This is a genomic window from Butyrivibrio sp. INlla14 (assembly GCF_900102515.1).
Lineage (GTDB): Bacteria > Bacillota > Clostridia > Lachnospirales > Lachnospiraceae > Butyrivibrio.
On record NZ_FMVS01000015.1, the window covers coordinates 75,731 to 101,236 of the forward strand.

Consider the following 25,506-nt stretch of genomic DNA (forward strand, 5'->3'; position numbering starts at 1 on the left):
AGTTCCTCCTCAAAAAATCATTTCCAAACTATTTTCGTCTTGATCAAAAAAACATCATTTCTTTGACTGCAATTTTTCATCGATGACACATACTAAAATCATAATTCCGGCGAATATCAGTACTCCCCCTCGCATGGTGGCATAATATATTGGTTTTATTGATGTTTCAGCTGTTAATATTGCGATTATTCCAAGTATAATTGCCATTACAGCAAATACTACGTATAACCAATTGTTTTTCTTGTTTCCCTTTTTCATAATAAAATCCTCCAATCGCACAAACGTTAAAAATATATCACGTTTCATCCATCATATCAACAATGCGCATCCGTTTTATGTTGCATTCTTAGACAATAAACAATCCCATGGCTTAACATTTGACCAAGTAGAAGACGGCTAGTCTTCCTACTCGTCTGCGAGCCGCTGGTCAGCTTAGCTGACATATTTCATATCAGCGGCTCTGCAAAATAAGCCATGGGATCTTTTCATATTTCCTTATGTTTGATTAGCCAACGTATTTTTCAAGAGTCTTTCTAACTGCGCCATTTCCTGCGATGAGTTCTACAAAGTAGCTGACGACTCTGTCTGCAAGGCCTACTTTTTCAAGGTCAACTCCAAAGATTGTTGCATCCTTAAGAAGCGGAAGAACCATAGCTTTGACTTTTGCCTCATCAGTTTCGCCAAGCTTTATATCTTTTACGAAGGCCTGAGCCTTTTCAAGAAGTGGATCTGGGCTAGGGTCAAAAGAGTTTCCGTTGTCGTCAATGCCCATAAGGTAGCGGAGCCAACCGGCGAAAACAAGCGGAATAAGCTTAAGATCCTGCACATCAAGCTTATCTGATGCAGCATAAGCCTTAATTGTCTCGCCAAATCTGATTGGAAGCTTCTGTGAAGTGTCGCAAGCGATACGCTGTGGTGTATCTGGCATGAACACGTTAGGAATACGCACATTTACTACTGTATCAATGAATTCCTGTGGTTTAATAACGCCAGGATCAGTAACAACAGGAAGTCCCTCTACGTAGCCGATTGTCTTTACGAGTTTCACAAGTGTCTCGTCCTTCATTTCGTCAGAGATCTTGGTAAATCCAAGGATACATCCGTATACAGCAAGTGCTGTGTGAAGAGGATTAAGGCAGGTGCAAACCTTCATGCGCTCAACCTTATCCACAGTTTCTTTATCTGTAAAGATCACGCCGACCTTCTCAAGAGCTGGTCTTCCATTTGGGAACTTGTCCTCAATTACCAGATATTCACTCTCCTCAGCGTTTACAAAAGGGGCAACCCAGGTCTTCATTGAGGTTACAACTGGCTCAAGTTCCTCAACACCGTCGTTTTTGAGGATTTCGTTAACGCTTTCGTCTGGTCTAGGTGTAATCTTGTCTATCATTGACCACGGGAAGGAAACTAAAGACTCGTCCTCTATATATGACAGGAAGCCTCCATCTGCCTTGCCGTTTTCAGTCCATGCCTTGGCAAAAGAACTTACGGCAGCAAATAACTTATCCCCATTGTGGGAGCAGTTATCTGTGCTGACCATGGCAATTTTCTTTTTACCTGCAAGATATCTTGCATACAAAAGAGCTGAAACCTTACCGATGTAGCTCTGGGGCCTCTCCGGGCCATTCACAAAATCCGCTGCAACAGTTGGAAGTGTTTCCCCTGCGCCGTTTACAAGGCTGTAACCTTTCTCAGTGATTGTGAAGGTTGCAAGCTTTAGAGAATCTGCGGAAAAGATATCCTTAAGACGGGCAAACTCTTTTTCATTGTTAGAATCCAAAATGCATGACTCAGCTATGCTCTCTATAACAGACTTTTCAACGTTTCCATCAGCCTTTAATGTAACAAGGATAGACAGATCGTCGTGTGGTCTGTACATCTTTTCAATGATTTCATAGTCAAAGCCCTCAACTACTGTAAGGCCCTTGTCTGTAAGGCCCTGCTCCAACATTCTCTGTGAGAGATTTGCCTGAAATGCTCTAAAGATGTTGCCGGCGCCAAAGTGCACCCACTCTGGATTTGCCTTGGTTTCTTCTATCATTTTATCTCTGTCAAAAGAAGGAACAAAATAGCCCTTCTCTTTCCAGGAATTATTGTTTTTTAAACTTTCATAATTGAGTTTCATTTTACAATATCCTCTTTTCGTTATTGAACTTATTCTCAGCGTTTCCCGCTTTTGCAGCATACAAAGTAGGCGGCGTTAATTGGCTGTTTTCCACCAGAATACACTGGTTTGTTCTTCTATCACACTCCGCGCTGATGTGATTTTTCAATAGCTTCCCAAAGTCCGTTGATGTAGGTTGCGCCCAGGGCTCTGTCATAGAGGCCATAGCCTGGCATAGCAATTTCTCCCCAGATCATTCTGCCGTGGTCAGGACGGATAGGGCCGTCAAAGCCTGTCTCATACAGTGCCTTAACTATCTCGTACATATCGAAGGTTCCATCGGATGAAAGATGTGCTGACTCCTCGAAGTTTGTAGGAGAGATAAATCTAAGGTTTCTTACATGTGCAAAGTGGATTCTGCCTTCAAGAGCTCTGATCATGTGTGGAAGGTCGTTCTCAAGGCTTGTTCCATAGGATCCTGAGCAGAAAGTAACACCGTTGTGCACATCATCAACTGCCTTCATGAGCTTTAGGATATTTTTTTCATTGTTGATGATTCTTGGAAGGCCGAATACTGACCATGCAGGATCATCTGGATGAATAGCCATCTTGATATCATATTTATTACAAACTGGCATGATTGCCTTGAGGAAATAAACGATGTTTTCAAAGAGCTTGTCCTCGTCGATTCCTTTATAGATTTCAAAAAGCTCTTTTACATGAGCCATTCTCTCTGGCTCCCAACCTGGCATTACTGTTCCGTTTGTATCTCCTGAAAGAGATTCAAACATCTTGGCTGGGTCTATAGCATCAACTGCTTCCTGTGTGTAGGCAAGAACTGTTGAGCCGTCAGCTCTTTTCCTTGCAAGCTCTGTTCTGGTCCAGTCAAATACTGGCATGAAATTGTAGCACACCATGTGGATGTCTTCTTTACCAAGGTTTTCCAGTGTGTCGATGTAGTTCTGGATGTGCTCATCTCTGTCTGCTGTTGCAGCCTTGATGGCATCAGATACGTTCACTGACTCAATTCCTGCAATGTGCATATCTTCTGCAGCCACATCTGCCTTGAGAGCTTTGATCTCGTCCTGAGTCCAGAGCTCGCCTGCCTGTTTATTATAAAGAGTTGTAATAACTCCCTTTACTCCTGGGATTTGTCTGATCTGCCATAGTTTTACTGTGTCGTACTCTTTGCCGTACCAGCGAAGTGTCATTTCCATGTGATTGTTCTCCTTTTGTGCATACCTGCTATTGTCCCCCACAGGCCTATTTCTTTTTCAATAACACTTTACTTTTTTAGGGAGGGATTTGGAATTGACGGTCTTGTTTCTTATATTGCAAAAGTTGCGGTGCATAGATATAATTATGGCTGTAGTTTTCCTGCAGGGCACCTATAAAAACTTGGGTTTCTGCGATTTTATATGCTTTTAAGGCTTTGACTACAAATGTTACTCCAACTAGTCCACAACCAGAAGGATCACAAGATATGAAAAACAAGCTTCGTTCTTCTTTTAACTCCAGACAGTACATGCTTTCTTCTGACTTTGAAGTGTACTACTACTCTGACAAGAATTTCCGAACCCTTCAGCCACATGCCCACGATTACTATGAATGCTACCTCTTTCTTGAAGGGGATGTGACCATGGAAATATATGAAAATCGCAATTCATCAAAAGTCCAGCAATACAAAATGACCCCGGGGGATCTGATGATAGTTCCTCCAGGGGTTTCACACCATGCTATTATGCACGAATCGGATGAATACTATAGACGATTTGTCTTTTGGATCAGCAAGGATTGCTGTAATAGTCTTATAAAAGAATCTGTGGATTACATGTACCTTATGCAGAGAGCAGAAGCCTTCAAGAAATACATCTATCACTTGGCTCCTGCTCAGTTTCATCAGGTGGAATCTAAGTTTCTGCGCCTCTTAGAAGAGACAAGTCAGGACCGTTATGCCAGTGATGCATTTCGTCATATCTGTCTTTGTGACCTGATCCTGACTATCAATCGCATAATCTACGATGAAGATCACAATAATGCTGGCAGCGATGAGCTTACTCTTTTCCAGAACATCCTAAGTTACGTAGAAAATAACCTTGAAGAGAGCCTTAGCCTCGATGATGTAGCTGGGCAGTTTTTTGTCAGCAAGTATTATGTTGCACACCTGTTCAAAGATACTCTGGGCATCTCGCTTCATCAGTACATAATAAAAAAGAGGCTTTCAGAGTGCCGTGATGCCATAATAAGTGGAAAAGGCATCACCAGCACCTATGAGCGCTTTGGTTTCCGCGACTACTCTAGCTTTTTCAAAGCCTTCAAAAAAGTATACGGTATGTCTCCCAAAGAATACCAAAACATTTACATGAACAAACATTTCTAATCAAATATCCACGTGTGAAAGGCCGAGCGTCACATTCAGCCCTGAAGGCCATTGGACTGTCTGATCATGTCTTCTACAACGATGTCGTAGATTTCGCCCACTGTATTGCAGTATTCAAGCACCTTCCAAGGTTCGTTGGTATGGAAGTGGATCTTAACAAGATCCTCATCTCCTGCTGCAATAAGTGAATTTCCTTCGAAGTTTTCTGTGATGTAATCTGAAATCTCGTCCTCATCAAGATCCTTGTCTCTACGATCTATGAGAAGCTGAGTATCATAGCGATACGCAAACTGATCGTCCTCTGCATCAATACTGTTTACTGCCATTGTTTTGTCCTCCATTCTTTTCAATTAGCAAGTTATAAAGAGTCTGCTCTGTGTGGAATTCCTTCATAAGGCTTTCCACTTCATCAAGGGCCTTTTGTCTTGCTCCCTTGGCGCCCATTGGCTTCTTGACGGCCCTTATCAGGATATTCTTGGGAGTATGGGCGAAGTCTACAAACTCAAGAAGCTGCGTTCTATACCCCATATACTCCAGAAGATTTCCCCTTATGGCATCTGTAGCCAGGGCTGCAAATCTTTCTTTTATTATTCCATACCTGGTCAAAAGAGCTAGATCATCGCTTTCTATCTGCTTGTTAAGCTCATGCTGACAGCAGGGCACGGAAAAGATCATTCTGGCATTCCACTGCACTGCGTTGTACAGGGCGTAATCGGTGGCTGTATCGCAGGCGTGAAGCGTAATTACCATATCCACATCAAATGGTGCCTTATAACCATTGATATCCCCAAGCTCAAAATGCAGGTTCTCATAGCCGTACTTCAAAGCAGCCTGATTGCACTTTTTTATCACATCTGCCTTAAGGTCAAGACCTATAATGTTAGCTGTAATGCCCTTTATCTCAGTCAGATAATAGTACACCACAAAAGTAAGGTATGACTTGCCGCAGCCAAAGTCTATGACGTTTAAATGCTGAAGCTTTCCGCTGTCTATCTCATCATCAAGAATTTCCAGAAAGCGGTTTATCTGCCTAAACTTGTCATACATGGACTTTACAACCTTGCCATCTTTGGTAAAGACGCCCATATCGACAAGTGGAGGGACATCTGAGCCCTCACTGATGATATAGTTCTTTTGCCTGTTGTGAGAGGTGCTGGTCTGGACCTTCTCCTCTGCTTTCAGGGCTCTGCGCTTGGTGCTAAGTTCGCCCTTTTTAGACAAAAGAAATATGTATTCATAATTATCAGTCCAAAGGCTCATCTGCCTCATCTCAAGGTCAGTTATGATCTCTTCGATCCGACCTGCAAGGTCTGATGCGCTTACATTCTCGTGAAAAACCTGCTTCTGAGTATATTTTGAAATCTGATAACTGCAGTTTTCGACAGCCTTTCCACTGCAACAGGAAGCATCGTCATTTCCTGATGTGCCAGCCTTGGTTTTTTTTGAATTACTGCTGTCCTTGCCCGCAATCAACTGGATATCAATTTTCCTGTATTCAGACGTTTTTAACTTGGGCTTACTGATTATTCCCCTTAGAATAACCTCTTCTTCAATTATCTTTTCTATTTTTTCTCTTATCACTACTTACAATCCTATTCCTTAAATCAAGACAGGGTCTCTATCTCGTCAATGATGCCTCCGATGTAGTCGATGGTATCTAGAAGAGCTGCATCAGTTGTTACATCAACGCCTGCCATTTTCGCAAACTCAACAGGAGTTACGCTTCCGCCAGCTTTAAGGGTCTTTTTCCAGTCATCTACTGCGCTCTGGCCTTCACGCCTGATTCTCTTCATGACCTGAGTTGCAATTGTAAGGCTTGCGCTGTAGCTGTAAGAATAAAGTCCCATGTAGTAATGTGGCTGGCGCATCCAGGTAAGTTCACAGCCTTCTGTAAGCTCAACTTCATCGCCCCAGAATTTCTGCAGAACACCCTTAAAGATCTCATTTAAAGTTTCAGCAGGAACTGACTCGCCCTTATCAACACGCTTGTAAACTTCTCTCTGATAAGCAGCCTCTAAAAGGTGGGTTACAAAGTTGTGGTAGTAGGTATTTGAAATCTGAGAAGCAAGTACCCATCTGCGGAAGCGCTTATCCTCTGTATTCTTGTCCTTGAGATACTCAGCCATGAGAAGCTCATTTATTGTAGAAGGAGCCTCAACCACGTACTGTGAGCATTCGTTGTCAAAATAGCTCTGATGCTGCTGGCAGTTGTAGAAATGTCCAGCGTGACCCAGCTCGTGAGCAAGGGTAAAGACATCACTCATTCTCTCATTCCAGGATAAAAGAATATATGACCCCTTCTGGTATGGGCTTGCACAGAAACCACCTGTTGATTTGCCAACGTTCTGGGCAAAATCAATCCATCTCTCGTCGTAAGCTCTTTTAAGCATTTCCTGATACTCTGGGCCCATTATAGAGAGTCCGTCAAGAATATACTCCTTGGATTTCTCAATAGTAACATTTGGGTTGTACTCTGGATCAAGAGGAAGCTTAAGGTCTGCATAGGTCATCTTATCAAGGCCGTGAGCCTTCTTGATAAGTCTTGCATATTTCCTCATGTGTGGAGCAAGCTTTTCCATGATAAGGTCAATCTGACGATCGTACATTTCCCTTGTAACCTTCTGGGAAAAGAGAAGGTGATCAAATACACTGTCAAAGTGTCTTATCTCAGAAAGTATCTTCTCAGAACGAACTCTTGCCCCGTACTGAGCTGCTGTAGTGTACATATAGTCTCTTAACTTCTCAGAGAAAGCCTTAAATGCAGCTCTTCTGACATCAGTGTTCTCTTCATACTCATAGTCATCCTCAAAAAGAGAATAGCCAAGCGGATACTTTTTCCCATTAACTTCAAAGTCAGGGAATTTCATGTCTGCAAGCTTGGTCTGCTCGTACATCTGATAAGGAGCGCTTGTTACCTCCTGCATTGAAACCAGGGTAGCCTCTGTCTCTGCGCTCAGCATATGTGGTTTAAATCTAAGGACATCCTCAAGGTAGTTCTTTGAGATAGTAGCGGTATCAATTGCCTCTTTTATCACATTTTCAGGAGCCTGGGCTATTTCACTGTCGATAAAAGAAAGCCTTGCAAGCTCCTTCATATACTCGCCAGTTACAAAGGCATCTGTCCTGGCGTTTTCTGCGTCTGTGTAATCCACTGAAAGGTTGAGGTTTGCATAATTTGATACATGATCAACCATGATCAGGAAATCATTGTACCTTACAAGGCACTCATTTATTGTCTTCCCGTCAGTCAGCTTTCCTTTGTAGTTTTTCTCAATCTCTGCGCTAAGGCTCTTTAGAGCTTCAAGCCCCGCATTCATATCTTCTTTTGTCTTATAAATTCTGGAAGTATCCCACTTTAAATTCTCTGGTACTTCGCTTCTTTTCTTTAATGTCTCTGCCATCTGGTCTCTCCATTCGTCTCATGTTCTATTATCAAAAGTATTGACTCCTGCAGCATACACTGTATGAGCATTGTTCAGCACTCATATCTTTTTGCGTCGCAATATCATCCCAGCGCAGCCCTGTAGATCTTCTCTACCGCTGCCGCATCAAGCGGTCTGATACGGGATAATTTTACAGTATCATTCATTGTAGCATCAAGCGAAAGAGCCTTCAAATCCTCATCACTAGGGTTAACACCCAGCTCTTTGATGCTTGTTGGCATTCCAATTGATCTAAAGAAATCAACAGTCTTCTCAATACCTTCAAGAGCAGCCTTTGTATCATCTTCCTCTGTTACATTCCACACCTTACGTGCAAATCTTGCAAATCGGTCTATAGCGTCCATGTATAGCTCTTTTGCCCAGGATCCCCATACTGCTGAAAGAGAGTCTCCATGAGTAAAATCATAGCGGGCTGACAGCGCATGTCCCAGCTTGTGAACAGAAAAGTCCTTGCCGCGGCCAACCTCAGTAAGGTTGTTGTGGGAAAGGCTTGAAGCCCAGAATACTTCGCACATTGCATCATAGTCTGAAGGGTTTTCCACAATGATCTTTCCATTCTTTATCACAGTGCGAAGAAGTCCTTCTGCAATCTCATCTGTCATATCGCACTTGATTCCCGGAATAAAGTACCTCTCCATAGTGTGCATGCAGATATCTGTAACGCCAGCTGATAACTGATTCTTGGGAAGTGTCATTCCAAGCTCAGGATTTACAATTGCAAATCTGCAGCGGTTAAAATCAGTGTTGATGCCGGCTTTTTTACCTATGGCTTCGTTGGTGAGAACTGCAGAATCGCTCATCTCGCTTCCCGCAGCGGCAATTGTAAGAACAGCGCCCACTGGAAGCGACTTTGTAAGAGGAACCTTTCTAGTCCAAAGGTCCCACAGGTTCTGGTCCTTGTTGGCTGTTCCGTGGGCAATTGCTTTGGCAGTATCTATGGCGCTTCCGCCGCCAATACCAATTATCATATCTGCTCCAAACAAAAGAGCTTCCTTTATTCCTTCCTCAGCATGAGCAAGAGTTGGATTTGGCTTGGCTCCGCCAAATTCCTTGTATTCAAGGCCTGCTGCCGCAAGAGATTTCTCTACTCTTTCAAGAAGTCCGCTTTTTATTACACTGCCTTTTCCAAAAACAAGAAGCGCTTTCCTGCCATATTTAGCTGCAGTTTCTCCGGTGTTTTCCTCAACGCCTCGTCCGAAGACCACTTCTGTTGGTGTATAAAGTTTGAAATTTTCCATCTCCTGTTCCTTTCCTTTATTACTTTGCTTATTTGCAGTTCCACATCATGCTAATTTCACACGATAAACTTCCGCCGCTGTAACCATCTTTTACAACTTATATTTCACATAAAATTCCATCATTCCGAAGAACTCTCTGACGCAGTAGTGTATACCCACTGGAAAAAGAGTTCGTGCAGGAACTGAGTACACATTCTTGTAGCCGACCTCTCTGGCAATTGACATAGCGCGAAGCTCATGAAAACCATTAGTCACAATTCCTACAGATGCATCAGCATCGCCTATTATCTCAAGGCTGAACTTGAGATTCTGCTCTGTGTCAGCTGACTGGTCCTCCAAGATAATGCGGCTCTCATCAATACCATACAGGTCCGACAACCTGCGCTTTGCAGCCTCCGCTTCACTGATAGCCTCGTGTCTTCCCTGTCCGCCAGAAGCCACAGCCTGTGTGCCTTCATTTTCATTAAGGTACTCTGCTGCCTTCTCAATTCTTGCTTTAAAAGGATTTGAAGGCTCCGTTCCACGAAGTCCCGCTCCAAGAACAATGATATAATCCAGATTTTCCTGCGGTTTTGCCGTCATGGCACCAATTATCCTTACCTCAGTAACAATGAATATTCCAAGGCACAGTGCAAATACTAACCTGTATATCCATTTAAGTGCCGCAGGAATCTTTATCTTTTCCCGGCCCTGGAGCCTAGCCTTTATCATCCCTACTCTTGCAAAAGAAAAAGCGGCTATAAGGATCCAAATCCAGACCCAGGAGAGCTTAGGGCCTCCGCCATAGGCAAGGCAGGTAAAGAAATAAAGAACTGACCACACTCCCAAAATGAAGTATATGTACAGGCAGATTTTGGAAAATGCGATAGCTGCCTTACTCATATGCCTTGCAGTGGAATCAGCATCATCACTACCTGCAACTTCCAGTGGCCTTGTCAGCTTCCCAAGTCCAGCGTACCTGCTGACCTTATCTTTATATGTCCTGTAGTCCTCTCCGTAAACCTCCTCAAGGAATTTTTCCTCCTGAAGGATCTGCAGATGAAGCATCAATATAGCCCAGGCAGTTACTACGCACAGTAGCGGGTTACCAAACATAAGTAGTATCCCAAGGTATACCAGATCAAAACCCAGGAATGCCGGATTTCTTGAATACTTGTAAATGCCTGCGGTAATGAGATCTCTTTTGCCTGTATCCGTCTTGGCAACTCCCGCTCTCCAGCTGTCCTTCATGGTCCAGACAGCCATCAGGAACACAAGGTCCCCAAGGAATGCCAAATGCATGCCAATCACCCTGAACATGATGGTGAACATGCTCCTGCCATAGGCTATTGAGATAACCTCTGTAATAGGTGCTGCGATTGTGGCAAGCTTCATCACGGCTTCAATATAAAAGCCCCTGTCGTGGACCTTACTTTTGGCAATCTGGTCAGTTACTATGCCCTTTTGCCTCTGCAAAAGCATCTTGGCGAAGTAAATAAAATAAAAAACAGCAAGAAAAAATAAAGCAATCAAGCGATAAGTCATTCTAGTACAATTCTCCCGTCTTTTTCATACCATTACTGGCTTGTGATCATGCGATAGGAAGCGTCAGCTCCGCATGGGGCTCAGCTCACTATGTCTGCGAAAGTAGCCCTTATAAGAGAAACAATATCACCTGGTGCTACTTCTATCTGATAACCAACCTTGCCGCCGCTGACAAAAATTTTCTCAAATCCCGCGGCAGTTTCATGGACAAAAGTTGGAAACTGCTTTTTCATGCCGATTGGAGAGCATCCGCCGTGTACATAGCCTGTAAGGGGCAGTAGTTCTTTTTGCTTTATCATGCTGACAGCCTTCTCTCCTGCTGCCTTGGCAGCTTTCTTAAGATCAAGCTCTGCCTGCACCGGAACTACGAATACATAGTAGGCCCCGCTCTTGCCCTGGGTTACAAGGGTCTTGAAAACTTTCTTAGCATCCTCTCCTAGTATCCCTGCTATTTCTTCACCAGTAAGTGTTGCGTCCTGCTGGTATGTATGGCTTTCATACTGTATTTTCTTGCCATCAAGGACACGCATCACATTCGTTTTTTCTTCTTTCTTCATCTCTTTTGCTCCAATTTCTCTGTATCTTACTGTCTTAGAGTATCACGTTTTGGGAAAAGAAAAAAGAAAAAGCCAGACAGTGCGAACTATCTCCGCAATGTCTGACTAAAGATGAACCGTTGACTCCGTCCCCTAGTACAATTTTGGCTTAGAACGTATATGTTGCTACATACTCGGTCTGCTCTGGAAGTGCAAGACCAGGGTCTTCTACCAAACAAACGGGCTTTCTTCCTTCTTCTAGCATCTGACTCTCGAAGTGGAAAAGAGCTATTCCGATATCTATCTTCTGAAGGTCATAGTCAGGTGTCTGAAATCCCTTGTCCTTCTTTTCAAAGAAGTGCGCCTTGTTTCCATCAATGACGATTCTCCAGGGCTGCTTGTTAACTGCAGATGGTGCAAGTCTTACTACCTCAAGATCATCAAAAAGTCCATGGCTCTTAGCATAGCTTTCTGTCATAGGAGTATTGAAGTCTCCAACATAAAAGAGCTCTTCAAATTTGTATCTTGAATCAGCCTTAACTCCTTTTCTCATAAGAGTCTCTTTTACAGACATCTTTTTTGCCGGAGTTCCAAGAGGGCTCATGCATGGCATGATCTCGCCATCTGTAAGGCCTGAAGCCTGCTCAAACTTATCTCTTGGCATTGTTCCGCCAATCCATACATTGCCAAGTCCCAGCTCCTGAGCCTTCATAAGAAGCTTTTCAAAGCTGTAGCCATAGGCCTCTTCTGCGTGTTCTTTCTTGGTTGTAATGGCGCTGACATAGCATTTTTCACCAGAAAGAACAGGGCTTGAAAGCTTGTTCTTATCTGCATCAAGAAATACAAATCTAACGTCAACACCATAGGGGTTTGTTATGTCCTTGGCATAGCTTACCAGTGCCTCAAGGTCTTCTTTTTTAGGAGCTGAGCCATCAAAAGTTCTGACGCTTCTACGCTCTTTTACAAGGTTTAAAAAGTTACTCATTGTTTTTCCTCCACTTAGTCAAATCCCACAAGGATTATTATTCACACTTCTTCGCATATATAAATATTCTTATTCCTTAGCCATGAAAGTGCTTCTTTCTCATCAGTAAAATCAGTGCCTGCTGCCTTGTTAAAGGCGTCAAGGTCTGTAATTTTGGCCATGATCACAGGATTATCAGGGAGAACTTCTCCACTACCTAGCTTTCTTAGTTCATCCTCTCTTTTCATCCTGCGAAGGTAGGCCTCATCTCTTATACAGTAAACGTCGTATTGAGACATTATCCTGTTATAGTCTGTTTCTTTTTCCTCCGAAAAATCGCATATCTTTTCAAATCCCAGCCAGGAATATATAGACTCATCCACAGGCAAAAGAAATACAAAAGGAATATGTTCATTTTGTAAAAGCTCAAATGTCTTTTCAAAAATTCTTCTCATGTGGCCTTTGTGGCGCTCATTTTCAGTGGTAGCCACGGCGACAATGTAGTAACTTTGTACAACACTCCTACACATGTTCATCTTATAGGGATTAAGATGCAGCATAGATACTATTTCGCCGTCCTCAAGGCTGACGATAATCCTGTTATCAAGGCATTTTTCTTCATAGTAGTAATCAACAAATACCTTGGGATCGTCAAAGGCTTCTTCGTAGAGGGATCTCGTTTTTTCTTTATCCGTAAGTTCTATTATCATAAGATAACCGCCTATTTATATCTGACATAGGCTAGTAAAAATCTATTACGTAGCCATCTGTTCCAAAATCCTATATTTTCTGGCATAACCTATGGGGTTATAGCTCTCTTTAGCGTGTCTTAGCCCTTCCAGACCCATGTCGTCTTCTCTGTTGACAATCTTGGCATCTTCATAGGAATTTAAAAGAAACTGCTGATTGATCATCTGATATATTCCAGGTATTTCAGAATTGGCTTTTTCAATGCTGATAACTGCCATCTGCTCCCTGCTGTTGTAGGAGCCAATGGTGAAGGCTTCCAGCATCTCATCTATGAAAAGGCCGCCAACTCTGAAGGTTACCTTGTCACAGTTTCTTAGGATGTCTATTACTCCATCCTTCTCTATTATGAGCGTATCCTTACTGTCCACACCCTCTGAAAGTCTTATTTCAACCCATTTTTCCATGAACTTTTCAAGGAAGTATTCGTCCATGCAGCACAGGGTTTTATATTCCCATCTGCCTTCATATTCCTTCATGAATTTATTCACAAGGTTTCTCTTTTTCTGGAATTTCTTGCCTGCAAGGGTTCTAAGTTCCTGTGCATCGTAGAGGTAGTCCTTGTAATCAGTTTCCTCTTCTATTACAAAATCCGGATTATCCATAAGCCCCAATGCATTCAGGGCATCTTCATCAGCAAGGTCTATCCTTAGCGGTGCCTTTAATTCTTCATTGAAGTAACTTCTAAGGAGTTTGAAATACTTAGGAAGATCTTCCGCACTACAATAGGGCATTGCTGCAAAATACCCTTTTTCGTCTTTCATAAGGATAAGAGCTGCCTCTTCCTCAAGATAAACCTTTGTATCATACAGGTCTTTCCAAATATATGTATCTAAAACCGTGCTATCGCAGGTCTTATTGTCCCTAAGAGCATAAATTCTTGATAGCTCTGCGGCTTCTTCAAATACTGGTTTGTGGAAAACAAGTTTTTTATCCATAATCTTCTCCAACTTATCTGTCAGTAAAAGAAAAACTTTCTTCTACTAGTTCGCTGAATCGTTACCTGTTCCCCAATCCCAGAAGTGCTTCCACTTCATGTCTTTTTTCATACAGTACACATCCTCCGGCGTGGTCATCAAGGAGTGTACCTTCGGTCTGAAGAGCTTTGAAAAGCTTGGAATTCATAGCCTCTCGAAGAGATGTCTCTTTTACGTTGATATCTGAATATGGCGAAAAAGGACATGGCTCTGCGCTGCCGTGAGAGTTGATATGGAAGAATCCTCTTCCTGCCGCGATGCAGCCTCCTGAACTCTTCTCATCTCCAGGGAAAGAAACAAATACCATCTCGGGATGCTCTTTTCTGAGCCTTGCAATCTCGCTCTTTAGATATTCTCTTTCTTCATCCCCAGGTGCAAGGCTAGCTGCATCATCTGTAACCGGAACAAACTCAACAAAAATAACTGCTTTGCACCCCTTTGCTGAGAGCTTGCCGATAAAGTCCTCGGATGAAACATCTTTTAAATTTTCTGTGGTGACAGTTACTGAAGCTCCATAGATAAGGCCGCGGCTGTTAAGCTCATCCATGTTTGAAATAAGCTTGTCGTAAACGCCTTCGCCGCGCCTATTGTCTGTTGCCTCTTTTTCACCTTCGATACTCATGATTGGTACAAGGTTTCTGTTCTTGTCAAAGAGATCAAAATACTTGTCTGCCATATATGTTCCGTTTGTAAATATAGGGAAAAGAATGTCCTGCCTCTGTCCTGCTGCCTCGATGACGCCCTTTCTAAGAAGTGGCTCACCACCTGCAAGAAGGATAAAGCTAACACCCAGGTCACTGGCCTCATCGAATACCTTGAGCCACTCTTCATCTGTAAGCTGGCTTACAGGCTCTGTATCCTGTGTCGCGTTGTTGCATCTTGAGTAACAGCCTGCACAATGGAGGTTACAGCTACTTGTAATGCTGGCGATGAGAAATGGTGGAATATGTTCCCCTTCTGCCTCTAATTTAGCTCTTTTCCTGGAGGCTGCCTTGGTGGCAAGGGCAAACTTGGCCATATAGGCACTTTCCCTTGGGTTCTTAAGAGTTGCCTTTATGGCGTCAGATACTACTCTCTCAACCCCATGTGTCATATATTCCTGAATATCGAATTCTTTATCCATGGTATGTTCCTTTCATATCACCGTTATAACTTCTTGTGAACTTAATCAGATATGTCCACAAGAATCTATGCCGAGCAAACATGATGAATTGCTCTTATATTGATGCGTTTTTACGATTCTATGGATAAGATTATACCACATTTTTAATTTATTGCAATTGGATTGTTTGCAACTTGTTAATCTATTAGTGGAAGGAAACAACCTTGTCGTAGTCGTAGCCCCTGTCTGGAGTGAAGCTTCTCTTAGTAAGTGTAAAATACACAACGCCATTCTTTCTAACAAGAACCTTTACAAGTGCCACGCTATCATCAGCCTTCACTACGCTGCTCTCAACAAGTGGCCAGGCTGCGCTCTTTATAAGCTCAGTCTCTTCTCTTGTTGGATATGCTGGCTCGCCAAGGTCATGCCAGAGTTTCAGTGGGTTACAGCAAGTTTCATCAACAGTCTTGGTCACGAGAGTATATTCTTCTGCATCCTGCCCTGACTTGTTTTGCTTTTCTCCAAAGGCAAACGAAATCTCTTTTACCTGATCTTCCTCATCAATATTCCAGAGAATTCCGGCGTAGCCTCTATCACTCTTAACAATTACAGCATTATCATCTCTATATACGCAGTCCTGGCTAAAGAGCTTAAGCTGCTTGAAAAAATAAAAGGTCCAGAAGGTGGGCTTGGGAATATTACCTGCTGCCACCATACCAAAACCGCCGTGGAATAGTGAGTTTTGAACTCCCTGCTCTTCAAAGACATCGCCGAATGTCCAGTAAGAATAAGCTTCGTTCACATCTCCAAGGCCTGACAACTGTCTTGCAAGATAAGCTGCATTGAGGTTAGTGTCATGAATGACTCCTCTTGGTGTGTAGGAGGTGCTAAACTCTGTAAGATGTATAGGAAGGTCCTTAAACTCTTCATAGGAATCAACAATATCTCTTGTAGACTTTAAGTTTTCAAAGCGCATTTTGGAATCTTCAAGCTTGGAGTAATCGTAATGACCGATTCTCTCTGGAAACTCTACTGTGTAGTGGTGTCTTGTGATCCTGTCTGGGCAAATTCCCTCTTTTTTGCAAAAGTCCAAAAAGCCCTTTATCCACTCAGCATCCCTGACGCCGCAGATTGCGGGACCGCCGACCTTAAAGCGGCTGTCATAGGTCTTGATTGCAAGAAAAGTTTCCTTGAATAATTTGAAGTATTCCTCCATGTCTGCTTTGTACCAAAAGCCTGGAAGATTAGGCTCATTCCAGACTTCTATAGGCCAGGATGTAACTTCCTGTCCGTAGCGGTTTTTCAGGTGCTCAAGCAGGGCGATGACCATATTTGTCCACTTCTTGTAATCCTTGGGCGGAGTGGTATTTCCTTTCCAATAAAAGATAGTCTGGGTGCCACTTGCAAGCTTTTCTGGCATAAAGCCAAGCTCAAGATATGGGCGGATTCCCAGCTCAAGAAATCTGTCAAAAATTCTATCAATGTAGGTGTAGTTGTACTCTACCTTGATCTGGCCATCTTCCTCGTACTCCTGATAAATAGCCACATCATCTGAAAATAGCCCATGACCTCTGATATAAGAAAAGCCGATCATGTCCTGAACAAATTTAAGTTCTTTTAGATATTCCTCTGTAAGAGCAAGGCCAAGTCGGCCTGTTCCTACGCAGTAGTCAACATTGTTATTGAAAGTAGTTTGATTGTTTGAGTTTACAATAATTTTCCCCACTAGTTTCTCCTCTTATCCTGTTTTATCAAGAATATCTTATCATTTTCTGTCACATAAGCATGGCAGATATTGCTCTTGTTAATGTACTTGTTGCTGTCTTTTATATACCATGCTGTCGCCATAGATAGTAGTAGATGATAAGTGCTTATAAGTGTCTTTTTTCTGCTGTCGCCATAGATAGTAGTAGATGATAAGTGCTTATAAGTGTCTTTTTTTTCTGCTGTTTTCATGTCGGAGATATTTTATCTATATTGCGTGCAGTTTTTACTATTGTTTTCGGTTTTTTAAAAAAACAGCAGTAAGGCAAATTTTGCACTACTGCTGAATAACCATTTCTCAAGTTTTTTAGTAATGCTACGAGTGTAATTGTTATAGATTTTCGTACATTTTCTTGAAAAATCTGTCAATTATTATCTAATTTGATGGATAAAACAAATATAAGAGGTAAATTCTTTAGATACATCCGCTTATAATACTGCTCAGCACCCATGATGTTACTATAAAAACTCCTTTTTTCTGATTCTAGCAGTAGTGAAAAAAATGGGCTACTGCTAAATTTCCGGTATACAAAATACAGCAGTAAAAAATGTGCGTAATATTGACACATTATTATCGCCGCCTTTCTTGCTGTCCTTATCACCATCCTTATTGCAGTCCTTATCACCGTCCTTTTTGCTGTCCTTACCGCCGTCCCTAGTCCACCACTTTAGACATAGAATACTGCAGCCAAAGTCATACCCTATTCCATTTCCTATACTCGTTCTCATCCAGATAGCAAATGTATAAGTCAGGCTCGCCCTCACCGCCAAAGAGCTTGTATAGCATATCCCTTACTATGCGCCAGTCACCTCCGGCAAGGCCGCATCCTATTAGGCCAGGTACACCGACAGAGAGCATGGGATCACTTCTCTTTGCATAGTTTCGCACCTTTGCGATGCTGTGCATAAGTGCATCATAATCAGTATCCTTGCCCTTTCCGGTAGGAATATTTTCTCCAAAACAGTTAGCAATAATACGCCCGTCAGGTGCCTCGAGAAGCTGTGTCTTTCCCATAAGGTCAGAGCCCTGTTCCTTGCATATTGACTTATATTTCTCATAGGCATCAGAAGTAAGCAGCTGCTTTTTTATTGCTAGTGCCACTCCCGCTCCCATGTTGCCCATGCAATTCGTCTGGTGGGCTACAATATCCACAGGTTGTCTTAAAAGATCTCCTACTATTTCCTTTACCATATGTCCGTCCCTCTTTTCTTATTTATTCACAAAATCATCTTAGTATCTCATCGATGGTGGATACTGTGCTAAAGCTTCCTGAATGTGTGGAGATAATATCCTTCATAAGTGGAAGCTCAAAAAAGCTTATGTAACAGATAAGAGTGTTGTTCTCTCCGGCAATTGCACCGCGGGAGTCCATTATCGTGCAGGTTTTGTTTAGCTTTTCTTTTATGTCGCGAATTATTCCATCGGGGTCCTGGGTAATGATGGTTACCTGCTTGATAGCTTCAAAGTGGTCGGTGTAGTGGTCGATAACTGCTGTTGCCACCACATAAACAAGAAGGCTAAGAAGCGCTGCTGTTGAGTCTATAACTACAAAACAGGTGATGTACACCAGGGCGTTAAAGATCAGCAGGATAGGTGTCAGGCTATAGTTACGCCCAGTCTTGTCAGAGAGCCTTTTGACCACGATATTTGCCAGTATTTCTGAGCCATCTATGCATCCGCCATTTCTAAGTATCAGGGCAAGACCTGCCCCCAGGATAGCCCCTCCAAAGGCCACTGCCAGAAAGTGCTCTGTATTTAACTCAAATGGAATATTCTCAAAGATTTCCAGTCCCAGCATGTAAATTACAGAGCCAAGGGCGGCTTTTATAGTAAATTTCTTACCAAGGAAAAGAAATCCTGCAACCGCAAAGGGTAAAAAGACAAAGAGAACGCAGAGGGATAACTGGAACCCCGTGAGTTTACTGATTATGATGGCAACGCCTGCTGTTCCGTAATCTATGGCATCGTTAGGCAAGAGAATCAGGGCAACAGAAAAGCTTGCCATGATTGCTCCCAGAATAATAAGTGCGTAAGATAGTATTCCCTGCTTTCTCTTCATCATTTGTCTTCCTTAACTATCACATTTTTCTGTCCAGACATTCCGCAAAAGCAGATGCAGCCAAGTAAACCCTGGTCCATCCGGACCTATTTTGATCTATAGCTGGGCTTATGGTGTCAGAAAAGTTAGTGTTATCCTGCGTTTTAAGAAAATAGCTCATTTAGATACCCCATAAACATTAAGCAACACTTTGTTTCATCGCACTCCTATACATTCCATTTTACACGCAAATACGTTTCTATGTCGATTGGATAATGTTTTTAACCAAAAAGAAGCCTCCAGTGAGGGCTGGAGGCTTCCTAAACTTTATTTTCGCAATTATGCGAATATCTTTATGCCATAAGCATGCGGAACATTTCAATTACCTGCTCTTTGGTTGCTTCTCTTGGGTTTCCAGGATAGCAAGCATCGTTAAGAGCATCGGTTGCAAGAACGTCAAGGTCTTCCTCTTTGATCTTATCAAGAGTCTTAGGAATACCAACGTCCTCAGAGAGTTTTTTAACTGCGGCGATAGCTGCATCTCTGTACTCATCCTGAGTCATGTTGTCAACACCTTCTACGCCCATAGCTCTTGCTACTTCTCTAAGTCTTTCACCTGTGTACTCACGGTTGAACTCCATAGAAATTGGAAGGAACATAGCGCAAGCTACTCCGTGAGGTGTGTCATAGTGAGCTGAAAGTGTGTGTGCCATAGCATGGTCAATTCCAAGACCAACGTTAGAGAATCCCATACCAGCGATGTACTGGCCAAGAGCCATTCCTTCACGGCCTTCCTTGGTGTTCTCAACTGCGCCTCTAAGGTTCTTTGAAATAAGTCTGATAGCTTCGAGATGGAACATATCTGTCATCTCCCAGGCAGCTCTTGTTGTATAGCCTTCAATAGCATGTGTAAGTGCATCCATACCAGTTGCAGCTGTAAGTCCCTTAGGCATTGATGACATCATCTCAGGGTCTACAATAGCTACAATTGGCATATCGTGAGTATCTACGCAGACAAACTTTCTCTCTTTTTCCACATCTGTGATAACGTAGTTGATTGTAACCTCTGCTGCTGTTCCTGCAGTTGTAGGTACTGCAATGATAGGAACGCAAGGATTCTTGGTAGGAGCAACACCCTCAAGTGAGCGAACATCAGCAAACTCAGGGTTTGTGATGATGATACCGATAGCCTTGGATGTGTCCATTGAAGATCCGCCGCCAATAGCGATGATGCAGTCAGCATCTGACTTTTTAAAAGCTTCAACACCATTTTTTACGTTCTCGATTGTAGGGTTTGGCTTGATATCTGAGTAGATTTCGTAAGGAATCTGTGCCTTGTCTAAAAGATCTGTAACCTTGGCAGTTACTCCAAATTTGATAAGATCAGGGTCAGATGCTACAAAAGCCTTTTTAAAGCCATGGTTATTAAACTCGTTAACAACCTCACTAATAGCACCTGCTCCATGATAAGATGTTCCGTTTAAAGAAATTCTGTTAGCCATAATACTAGTCCTCCACAAAACTTTTGTTTACGTTACACGGATTAACAAAATCCATAAAAAGCATAGCATTATGGCTATTTTATTGTAAGTTACACTTTGCCTGATTTGTTCCAAATAAGACTTAGAATATCACAAAATGTTCATAGTCCTGAATAGTTCATCGAGCCTTGCTGGCATGGCCTCGATCATAAGGTCGGCCAGTTCCTCTTCAGACTCTTTTAGCCCCTTTAAAACCCACTGAACAGTCATATAAATAGAGGACTGACAGTACATCTCCAGAAGCTTTCTTATCTTTTTATCGGGGAGATTTCCTGTCTTTTCCCTGATAAGCCGGCAGTAGAACTCGAAGATCATGATAAAATCATGTTCCTTTAAATTATTCTGATCATCCACCTTAAAAGCGGCCTGAAAAAAAACTTTTTCTTCCCTTATGTACTTAAACTTCCTGATGAGTCCTTCCCTTAAGGCTTCCCTGCTGCCCATCTCTTTAAAGGACACCTCAAGAAGTCTGTCAAAGTACCAGTTGATCAGGTCATATTTGTCTATAAAGTTGCGGTAAAAAGTCTGCCTTGAAACTCCGCACTTTTCCACAATCTGTTTGACCGTTATATTCTCAACAGTTGTAGTCTTCATGCAGCTTTTCATAGCCTCAGCAAGTCTGTATTTACTGTCCATTGGTCACCCCTTAAAGTTACTTCCAAGCCAAATGCGGCTGATAAGATCTGCCAGAAATAAAAGGGTGATCACTACAAAGCAGATATTGTGGATTTTATTATCCTGGAATTTTTTCTGAAGCTTTATAATAGCCGGGTGCAAAAGACATACCGCAAGACAGATAAGCAGTCCAAACATAAGGCCTGGGACCAGCGCAATCCTGCCATCATAGTTCATAAAATAGGTGCTGTAATCCCAGGTATAGCTTCCCAGCTTATATTCCATTATGTAGCTTGCAACAAACTCAGCCAGTGTTGCGACAAATCCGCCAACTATAAATACCAGCCATGGCTTTTTGATTTTTAACAGCTTCAGAACAGCGATTATGATAAAAAAGCCTATTGCATAGATTGGAAGCCAAGGTCCAAAGAGAACTCCCCTGTTTAAGAAGCCTCTTTTATGGTATATGACGTCGCACCAGATTGATTCATAAATCCAGCCTGCAAAGCTGTAGATCAGGAAGTACTCCACATAGTCGCGAACTTTTTTCCAGACATTTAGAAATTTCCCCATTTAAAATAATCCCCCTTTTAATACTCTTATACATTAACCTTATGACGATTTGTCCTGAAGGAACAATTCTTTAAATTCCTTTCTTCCTGGAACCCACGCCTTTTCAAATATGTGCGTAAAATGATTTTTGACTGTTTGTTCTGAAATTCCGAGCATATGCGCTATTCTGTGGTTTGAAAAACCAGATATCTTTAAGTAGCCTAGTTCAAGTTCTCTTTTTGTCAGGCCAAATTTCCGTACCACTTGAAGGTAATGCTCTTTTGTTATTCCAGCATCATTCATCTTCCATATCCATTTCTTCATTCATCTTCCGCTCAGCATTAAGTCTGAGTGGCAGTAAAATGAACTCAATGAGAACTGCATAAAATCCAGACAAGAAACATACTGCCAGGTTAGGCCCGATAGTCTCAGGGTCACTAAGATTACCCATTACCAGCACACCTGATATTATAATAGCAAAAAGAGCTGCAAAAACAGTAAGTTTCTGAGCCGCAGCTACTGCCTCTAGTATGTTTTTAAGTTCTAACAGCCTGTATTCTTTTATTCCTACAGAAAAAGCTTTGAGAAAGTCCTTCCACTCTCCCATTATTATAAGTCCTGGAATGAGGATTAGCAAAATAACAATGATTGATGGGAAATCAAGAAACCAGAGTATAGCAGATGCGCCAAAACCAGTTCCCAAAGTAAGGATCAAAAAAACTATTACAAACAACAATAATTCTCCAAGTAAAACCAGACGAATGTTCTTTTTCATGGGCTGTTCTCCTTTACTAATCCAAATGTTTTCTTTAAGCTGCAACTTTGTTTTGTATGACGTTATCACATAAAAATCTTTAAAGATATAGTACCTTTTTTGCTTTATAGTCAGTTTATATTTGTTTTAGAAAATGGCTGCTTTATTCCGAATCAGTTCGAAATCTGTGGTACAATAAGTCAGAAATTTTGACTTTTACAATGATATTTATTTGTACGGAGGCACGCATGGACAACAAAAAGATTGCAGTCATCTTCCCTGGCATGGGTTATCACAGCGATAAGCCACTTCTTTATTTTTCAAAGCGATTAGCAAGGGAAAATGGCTATGAAATAATAGAAGTAAACTACGAGTTTCCTTACAAGGCCCGTGAGATCATGAATGATAATGTCAGGATGAAGGAGGCCTTTGAAATTGCTGCTGATCAGATAAAAGAGGAGCTTGGAGAGATTTCTTTTACCGATTACAGTGATGTTCTATTCATTGGAAAAAGCATAGGCACAGCCCTGGCCGCGTACTATGACCGCCAGCTACAGGTTGGTGCAAGGCATCTTGTTTTTACCCCGGTGCCACAGACCTTCGATATGCTAAAGGAAGAGGCAGGCATTGTCTTCCATGGGCTTGATGATTCCTGGTGTCCCACTGATATTGCCAGATCCAGATGCGGAGAGCTAGGACTTGAGCTATATACAGTTGATAAAGCTAATCACTCTCTGGAAACAGGCTCTGCAGCAAAAGATATCCACAATCTTAGAGGCATCCTGCAGAAAGTTAAACAGTTCATAGTGCCATACAAGGTTGTTATGTTTGATCTTGATGGAACCCTGACAGATTCAGGCAGAGCGATAACTTCGTCAGTAGCATATGCCCTGTCAAACTTTGGCATAACTGATCAGCCACAGGAGAAACTTGAAACCTTTATCGGGCCTTCACTTTATGATTCATTTGTAAGGGAATATCAGATGAAGGATGAGGACTGCAACAAGGCAGTTGCTCTTTATAGGAGCATTTACGAAAAAGAGCGTATGTACGACGTGGGTATCTATGATGGTATTCCAACACTCCTAAGTAATTTAAAAGAAAAAGGCTTCACTGTCATCTTGATAACCAGTAAGCCTCTTGTGTTTGCAGAAAAGATTCTTGAAAGAGTTGGTCTTAGTAAATACTTTGATCACATGGTTGGACCAGATCTTTCTGACCATAGCTCAGATAAAAAGCGTCTAATAGAAAATGCTATTACTACCTATGGTCTTAACAAAAATGTCTGCATAATGGTGGGTGATACAGCCTATGACATAAAGGGCGCCGCAGATGCAGGAATAGACAGTATTGCAGTGACATATGGCTATGGCGATACTGCGGAGATGGTAGATGAGGGCGCAACTTTCCTTGTTAATTCTGCAAAAGAAATAGAAGCGTTAATTTAGTCAAATATTCTCTCCGGGTTTGACTTGGCCATGTACTGCATTTCACTTACCTTATACACAGTTACAAAGGCCTGAGGGTCCACCTTATCCACAAAAGCCATCAGCTTCTGGTATTCATTTTTATCCACAATAGTAATGATCTCATTGTGCTCTTTCATGCGGTACGCACCTATTGCTTTATAGATAGTTGCGCCGCTGTGGAGCTCAGTGACTATAAATTCACGAATATCTTTTTCAAAAGGAGAAACTATACATACTCTTCTCTTAAGCTTCTGATCAAAGATAAAGTGATCAATGATCATTCCATTAAAATATGTTCCCAGAATACTAAGCATAAGTGTCTTGGTGTCATAAGCAAGAATTGAAGAGCCCGCAACGCAGAGACCTGCTATGGACATAGCTTTTCCCAGGTCAATCCTCAGATATTTGTTGAGGATCTTGGCAACAATATCAATTCCTCCAGAAGATGCGTTTCTGTTAAAGAGAATCGCGATTCCGATGCTGACAAAAAAGATGTAGCACACAACGTCCAATGTGGCATCCCCTGTAAGGGATTGAAAATCAGGGAACATTTTCTCAAATACTCCCATGATCACTGGCATCAGAAGCGCTGTATATACTGTCTTGTAGCCGAACTCCGGTCCGCAGGTAATAAAGCCGATTATCAAAAGAAATACGTTTAATATGATGGTTATCATTGAAACCGACAATGGGATGAAATTAGCTAAAACAATAGCCAAACCTGCAATACTGCTAACTGATGCATGACTTGGCATTAGGAAAAAGAAAACCGCCGCCGAAATTATGGATGTGGCCAGTGTCAGAATTATTATTTCTTTTATAAATGCTAATTTTTTCATTATTATTAAAAGTCCTTTTTAATTTTGCAGACTTATGGTAGCAAAAATAAGCATTTACTTCAATTCTTTTTTTGTAGTACTCTGACTCCGTCCCTAGGTCCATATCAGCTTCCTGTGGATCTGTAGTGCCTCAGCGCCAGATGGAAAAGCGCTGTCATCACTGCAAATACTACCGCTCCCGAAAGAGGCGTGACAAAAGCAGTCCAAATAGGCCAGCCGTAAAGCGGTTTATCCATGATCCAGGCCGCCGGAACATGCATTGTAAGGGCAAATGGAGCTATGACTGTAAAAAGAGCCCTAAGAGGCAGTGGGTAAATATCAATCGGGTACTGGCAGGCGCTTCGGCCGCCATAAGTTATGGCATTTACAAGCTCCACAGACTTAACACTGAAAATGCAAAAGATTGCCTCGATCATAAAAAGTCCCAATATCAGAAGACAGCTCATGGCAATGGATTCCACTAAAACAAGCACCTTAAGGGGATTCCAGGCTATGTTAGATAAGTTACTTCCCATTATCAGCGCCGCAACGCCCACTGCTATGCAGGAAATTCGTCTTGGGTCCGTTCCACCGCACAAAACCTGGGTCAGCACCCCGCGTGGTCGTACAAGGAAAGTATCAAGCCGCCCCGTTCTGACCATAGATGGGAAGTCTCCTGTGATTCCTCTTCCAAACATTTCAGTAAGATAAAAAGATACTGACATTATTCCGAAAAAGAAATAGAGATTTCCACCGCTCCATCCCTTCAGGCTCTCAAATCTGTCAACAATAAGGATGACCACCATCATCTCGCCGCCTTCCATGACAAGCTGGGCGAGAGTCTGCATGATAAAAGAGCTTGGATACTGAAGGTGGCTCTTTAAAAGCATTCCTATTGACTTAATATATAATCGCAAAGTATTCATATATTTTCCTTTT

General features: G+C 42.2%; 26 protein-coding genes. 2 read left to right on the forward strand and 24 right to left on the reverse strand.

Annotation, left to right across the window (positions count from 1 at the left end; all coding sequences use genetic code 11):
* Window positions 1-54: 54 nt before the first annotated feature.
* The 3 genes from BLO53_RS11065 to uxuA form a co-directional block, all read right to left on the reverse strand.
* Window positions 55-258, reverse strand: a complete 204-nt coding sequence (locus BLO53_RS11065) for a hypothetical protein (protein WP_092061442.1) — start codon at window positions 256-258, stop codon at window positions 55-57.
* 247 nt (window positions 259-505) lie between these two features.
* The gene (locus BLO53_RS11070; RefSeq protein WP_092061444.1) at window positions 506-2,125 is read right to left on the reverse strand and encodes a mannitol dehydrogenase family protein; all 1,620 of its coding nucleotides are present in this window, start codon (window positions 2,123-2,125) and stop codon (window positions 506-508) included.
* 119 nt (window positions 2,126-2,244) lie between these two features.
* Window positions 2,245-3,321 carry a mannonate dehydratase gene (gene uxuA / locus BLO53_RS11075; RefSeq protein WP_092061446.1) on the reverse strand — a complete coding sequence of 359 codons (1,077 nt, stop codon included), beginning with the start codon at window positions 3,319-3,321 and terminating at the stop codon, window positions 2,245-2,247.
* Window positions 3,322-3,587: 266 nt separating this feature from the next.
* On the opposite strand from uxuA, the gene BLO53_RS11085 reads away from it, so the two are divergent.
* The gene (locus BLO53_RS11085; RefSeq protein WP_092061450.1) at window positions 3,588-4,484 is read left to right on the forward strand and encodes a helix-turn-helix domain-containing protein; all 897 of its coding nucleotides are present in this window, start codon (window positions 3,588-3,590) and stop codon (window positions 4,482-4,484) included.
* Window positions 4,485-4,519: 35 nt separating this feature from the next.
* On the opposite strand, the gene BLO53_RS11090 is transcribed toward BLO53_RS11085, so the two are convergent.
* The 19 genes from BLO53_RS11090 to BLO53_RS11185 all read right to left on the reverse strand — a co-directional run bounded on the left by BLO53_RS11090 (window position 4,520) and on the right by BLO53_RS11185 (window position 22,301).
* The gene (locus BLO53_RS11090) at window positions 4,520-4,810 is read right to left on the reverse strand and encodes a hypothetical protein (protein ID WP_092061452.1); all 291 of its coding nucleotides are present in this window, start codon (window positions 4,808-4,810) and stop codon (window positions 4,520-4,522) included.
* Window positions 4,791-6,065: a class I SAM-dependent methyltransferase gene (locus BLO53_RS11095; protein ID WP_092061454.1), complete on the reverse strand. Its 1,275-nt coding sequence runs from the start codon at window positions 6,063-6,065 to the stop codon at window positions 4,791-4,793. Before BLO53_RS11095 ends, BLO53_RS11090 begins: the two co-directional genes overlap by 20 nt.
* 23 nt (window positions 6,066-6,088) lie before the next feature.
* On the reverse strand, window positions 6,089-7,885 hold the full coding sequence (gene pepF / locus BLO53_RS11100) for an oligoendopeptidase F (RefSeq protein WP_092061457.1): 1,797 nt from the start codon (window positions 7,883-7,885) through the stop codon (window positions 6,089-6,091).
* 104 nt (window positions 7,886-7,989) lie between these two features.
* Window positions 7,990-9,165: an iron-containing alcohol dehydrogenase gene (locus BLO53_RS11105; RefSeq protein ID WP_092061459.1), complete on the reverse strand. Its 1,176-nt coding sequence runs from the start codon at window positions 9,163-9,165 to the stop codon at window positions 7,990-7,992.
* 90 nt (window positions 9,166-9,255) lie between these two features.
* Window positions 9,256-10,689, reverse strand: a complete 1,434-nt coding sequence (locus BLO53_RS11110; RefSeq protein ID WP_092061462.1) for an ElyC/SanA/YdcF family protein — start codon at window positions 10,687-10,689, stop codon at window positions 9,256-9,258.
* An 80-nt stretch (window positions 10,690-10,769) separates the two neighbouring features.
* Entirely contained in the window at window positions 10,770-11,246 is a 477-nt protein-coding gene (gene ybaK, locus BLO53_RS11115; RefSeq protein WP_092061466.1) for a Cys-tRNA(Pro) deacylase, read from the reverse strand.
* A gap of 148 nt (window positions 11,247-11,394) precedes the next feature.
* Window positions 11,395-12,210, reverse strand: a complete 816-nt coding sequence (locus BLO53_RS11120) for a nitroreductase family protein (protein ID WP_092061469.1) — start codon at window positions 12,208-12,210, stop codon at window positions 11,395-11,397.
* Between the two features lie 41 nt (window positions 12,211-12,251).
* The gene (locus BLO53_RS11125) at window positions 12,252-12,899 is read right to left on the reverse strand and encodes a GNAT family N-acetyltransferase (RefSeq protein ID WP_092061472.1); all 648 of its coding nucleotides are present in this window, start codon (window positions 12,897-12,899) and stop codon (window positions 12,252-12,254) included.
* 45 nt (window positions 12,900-12,944) lie between these two features.
* Window positions 12,945-13,874: a DUF2156 domain-containing protein gene (locus BLO53_RS11130; RefSeq protein ID WP_092061475.1), complete on the reverse strand. Its 930-nt coding sequence runs from the start codon at window positions 13,872-13,874 to the stop codon at window positions 12,945-12,947.
* A gap of 61 nt (window positions 13,875-13,935) precedes the next feature.
* On the reverse strand, window positions 13,936-15,036 hold the full coding sequence (locus tag BLO53_RS11135; RefSeq protein WP_092061478.1) for a radical SAM protein: 1,101 nt from the start codon (window positions 15,034-15,036) through the stop codon (window positions 13,936-13,938).
* A gap of 184 nt (window positions 15,037-15,220) precedes the next feature.
* The gene (locus tag BLO53_RS11140) at window positions 15,221-16,741 is read right to left on the reverse strand and encodes a GH39 family glycosyl hydrolase (RefSeq protein ID WP_092061481.1); all 1,521 of its coding nucleotides are present in this window, start codon (window positions 16,739-16,741) and stop codon (window positions 15,221-15,223) included.
* Entirely contained in the window at window positions 16,741-16,971 is a 231-nt protein-coding gene (locus tag BLO53_RS11145) for a hypothetical protein (RefSeq protein ID WP_092061484.1), read from the reverse strand. The genes BLO53_RS11140 and BLO53_RS11145 overlap by 1 nt, the downstream gene beginning before the upstream one ends.
* 502 nt (window positions 16,972-17,473) lie before the next feature.
* Entirely contained in the window at window positions 17,474-17,971 is a 498-nt protein-coding gene (locus BLO53_RS11155; protein WP_092061490.1) for a macro domain-containing protein, read from the reverse strand.
* A 34-nt stretch (window positions 17,972-18,005) separates the two neighbouring features.
* Window positions 18,006-18,842, reverse strand: coding sequence for a YitT family protein (locus BLO53_RS11160; protein WP_242875366.1), 837 nt, complete (start codon window positions 18,840-18,842; stop codon window positions 18,006-18,008).
* A gap of 329 nt (window positions 18,843-19,171) precedes the next feature.
* Entirely contained in the window at window positions 19,172-20,320 is a 1,149-nt protein-coding gene (gene fucO / locus BLO53_RS11165; protein ID WP_092061496.1) for a lactaldehyde reductase, read from the reverse strand.
* A gap of 129 nt (window positions 20,321-20,449) precedes the next feature.
* The gene (locus BLO53_RS11170; protein WP_092061499.1) at window positions 20,450-20,995 is read right to left on the reverse strand and encodes a TetR/AcrR family transcriptional regulator C-terminal domain-containing protein; all 546 of its coding nucleotides are present in this window, start codon (window positions 20,993-20,995) and stop codon (window positions 20,450-20,452) included.
* A gap of 3 nt (window positions 20,996-20,998) precedes the next feature.
* Window positions 20,999-21,547, reverse strand: coding sequence for a putative ABC transporter permease (locus tag BLO53_RS11175; RefSeq protein WP_092061503.1), 549 nt, complete (start codon window positions 21,545-21,547; stop codon window positions 20,999-21,001).
* Between the two features lie 39 nt (window positions 21,548-21,586).
* Complete coding sequence (locus tag BLO53_RS11180; RefSeq protein ID WP_092061506.1) at window positions 21,587-21,850, reverse strand: helix-turn-helix transcriptional regulator; 264 nt, start codon at window positions 21,848-21,850, stop codon at window positions 21,587-21,589.
* A complete protein-coding gene (locus tag BLO53_RS11185; RefSeq protein ID WP_092061509.1) occupies window positions 21,822-22,301 on the reverse strand; it encodes a hypothetical protein in 480 nt (159 codons plus the stop codon). The genes BLO53_RS11180 and BLO53_RS11185 overlap by 29 nt, the downstream gene beginning before the upstream one ends.
* Before the next feature lie 227 nt (window positions 22,302-22,528).
* On the opposite strand from BLO53_RS11185, the gene BLO53_RS19655 reads away from it, so the two are divergent.
* Window positions 22,529-23,728 (forward strand): HAD hydrolase-like protein, encoded by a 1,200-nt coding sequence (locus BLO53_RS19655; RefSeq protein ID WP_242875367.1) that lies wholly within the window; start codon window positions 22,529-22,531, stop codon window positions 23,726-23,728.
* Here BLO53_RS19655 and BLO53_RS11195 read toward each other — a convergent pair.
* The gene (locus tag BLO53_RS11195; protein WP_092061512.1) at window positions 23,725-24,588 is read right to left on the reverse strand and encodes a YitT family protein; all 864 of its coding nucleotides are present in this window, start codon (window positions 24,586-24,588) and stop codon (window positions 23,725-23,727) included. The genes BLO53_RS19655 and BLO53_RS11195 overlap by 4 nt on opposite strands.
* 104 nt (window positions 24,589-24,692) lie before the next feature.
* Window positions 24,693-25,493: an ABC transporter permease gene (locus BLO53_RS11200; protein ID WP_092061514.1), complete on the reverse strand. Its 801-nt coding sequence runs from the start codon at window positions 25,491-25,493 to the stop codon at window positions 24,693-24,695.
* Between the last annotated feature and the right edge of the window lie 13 nt (window positions 25,494-25,506).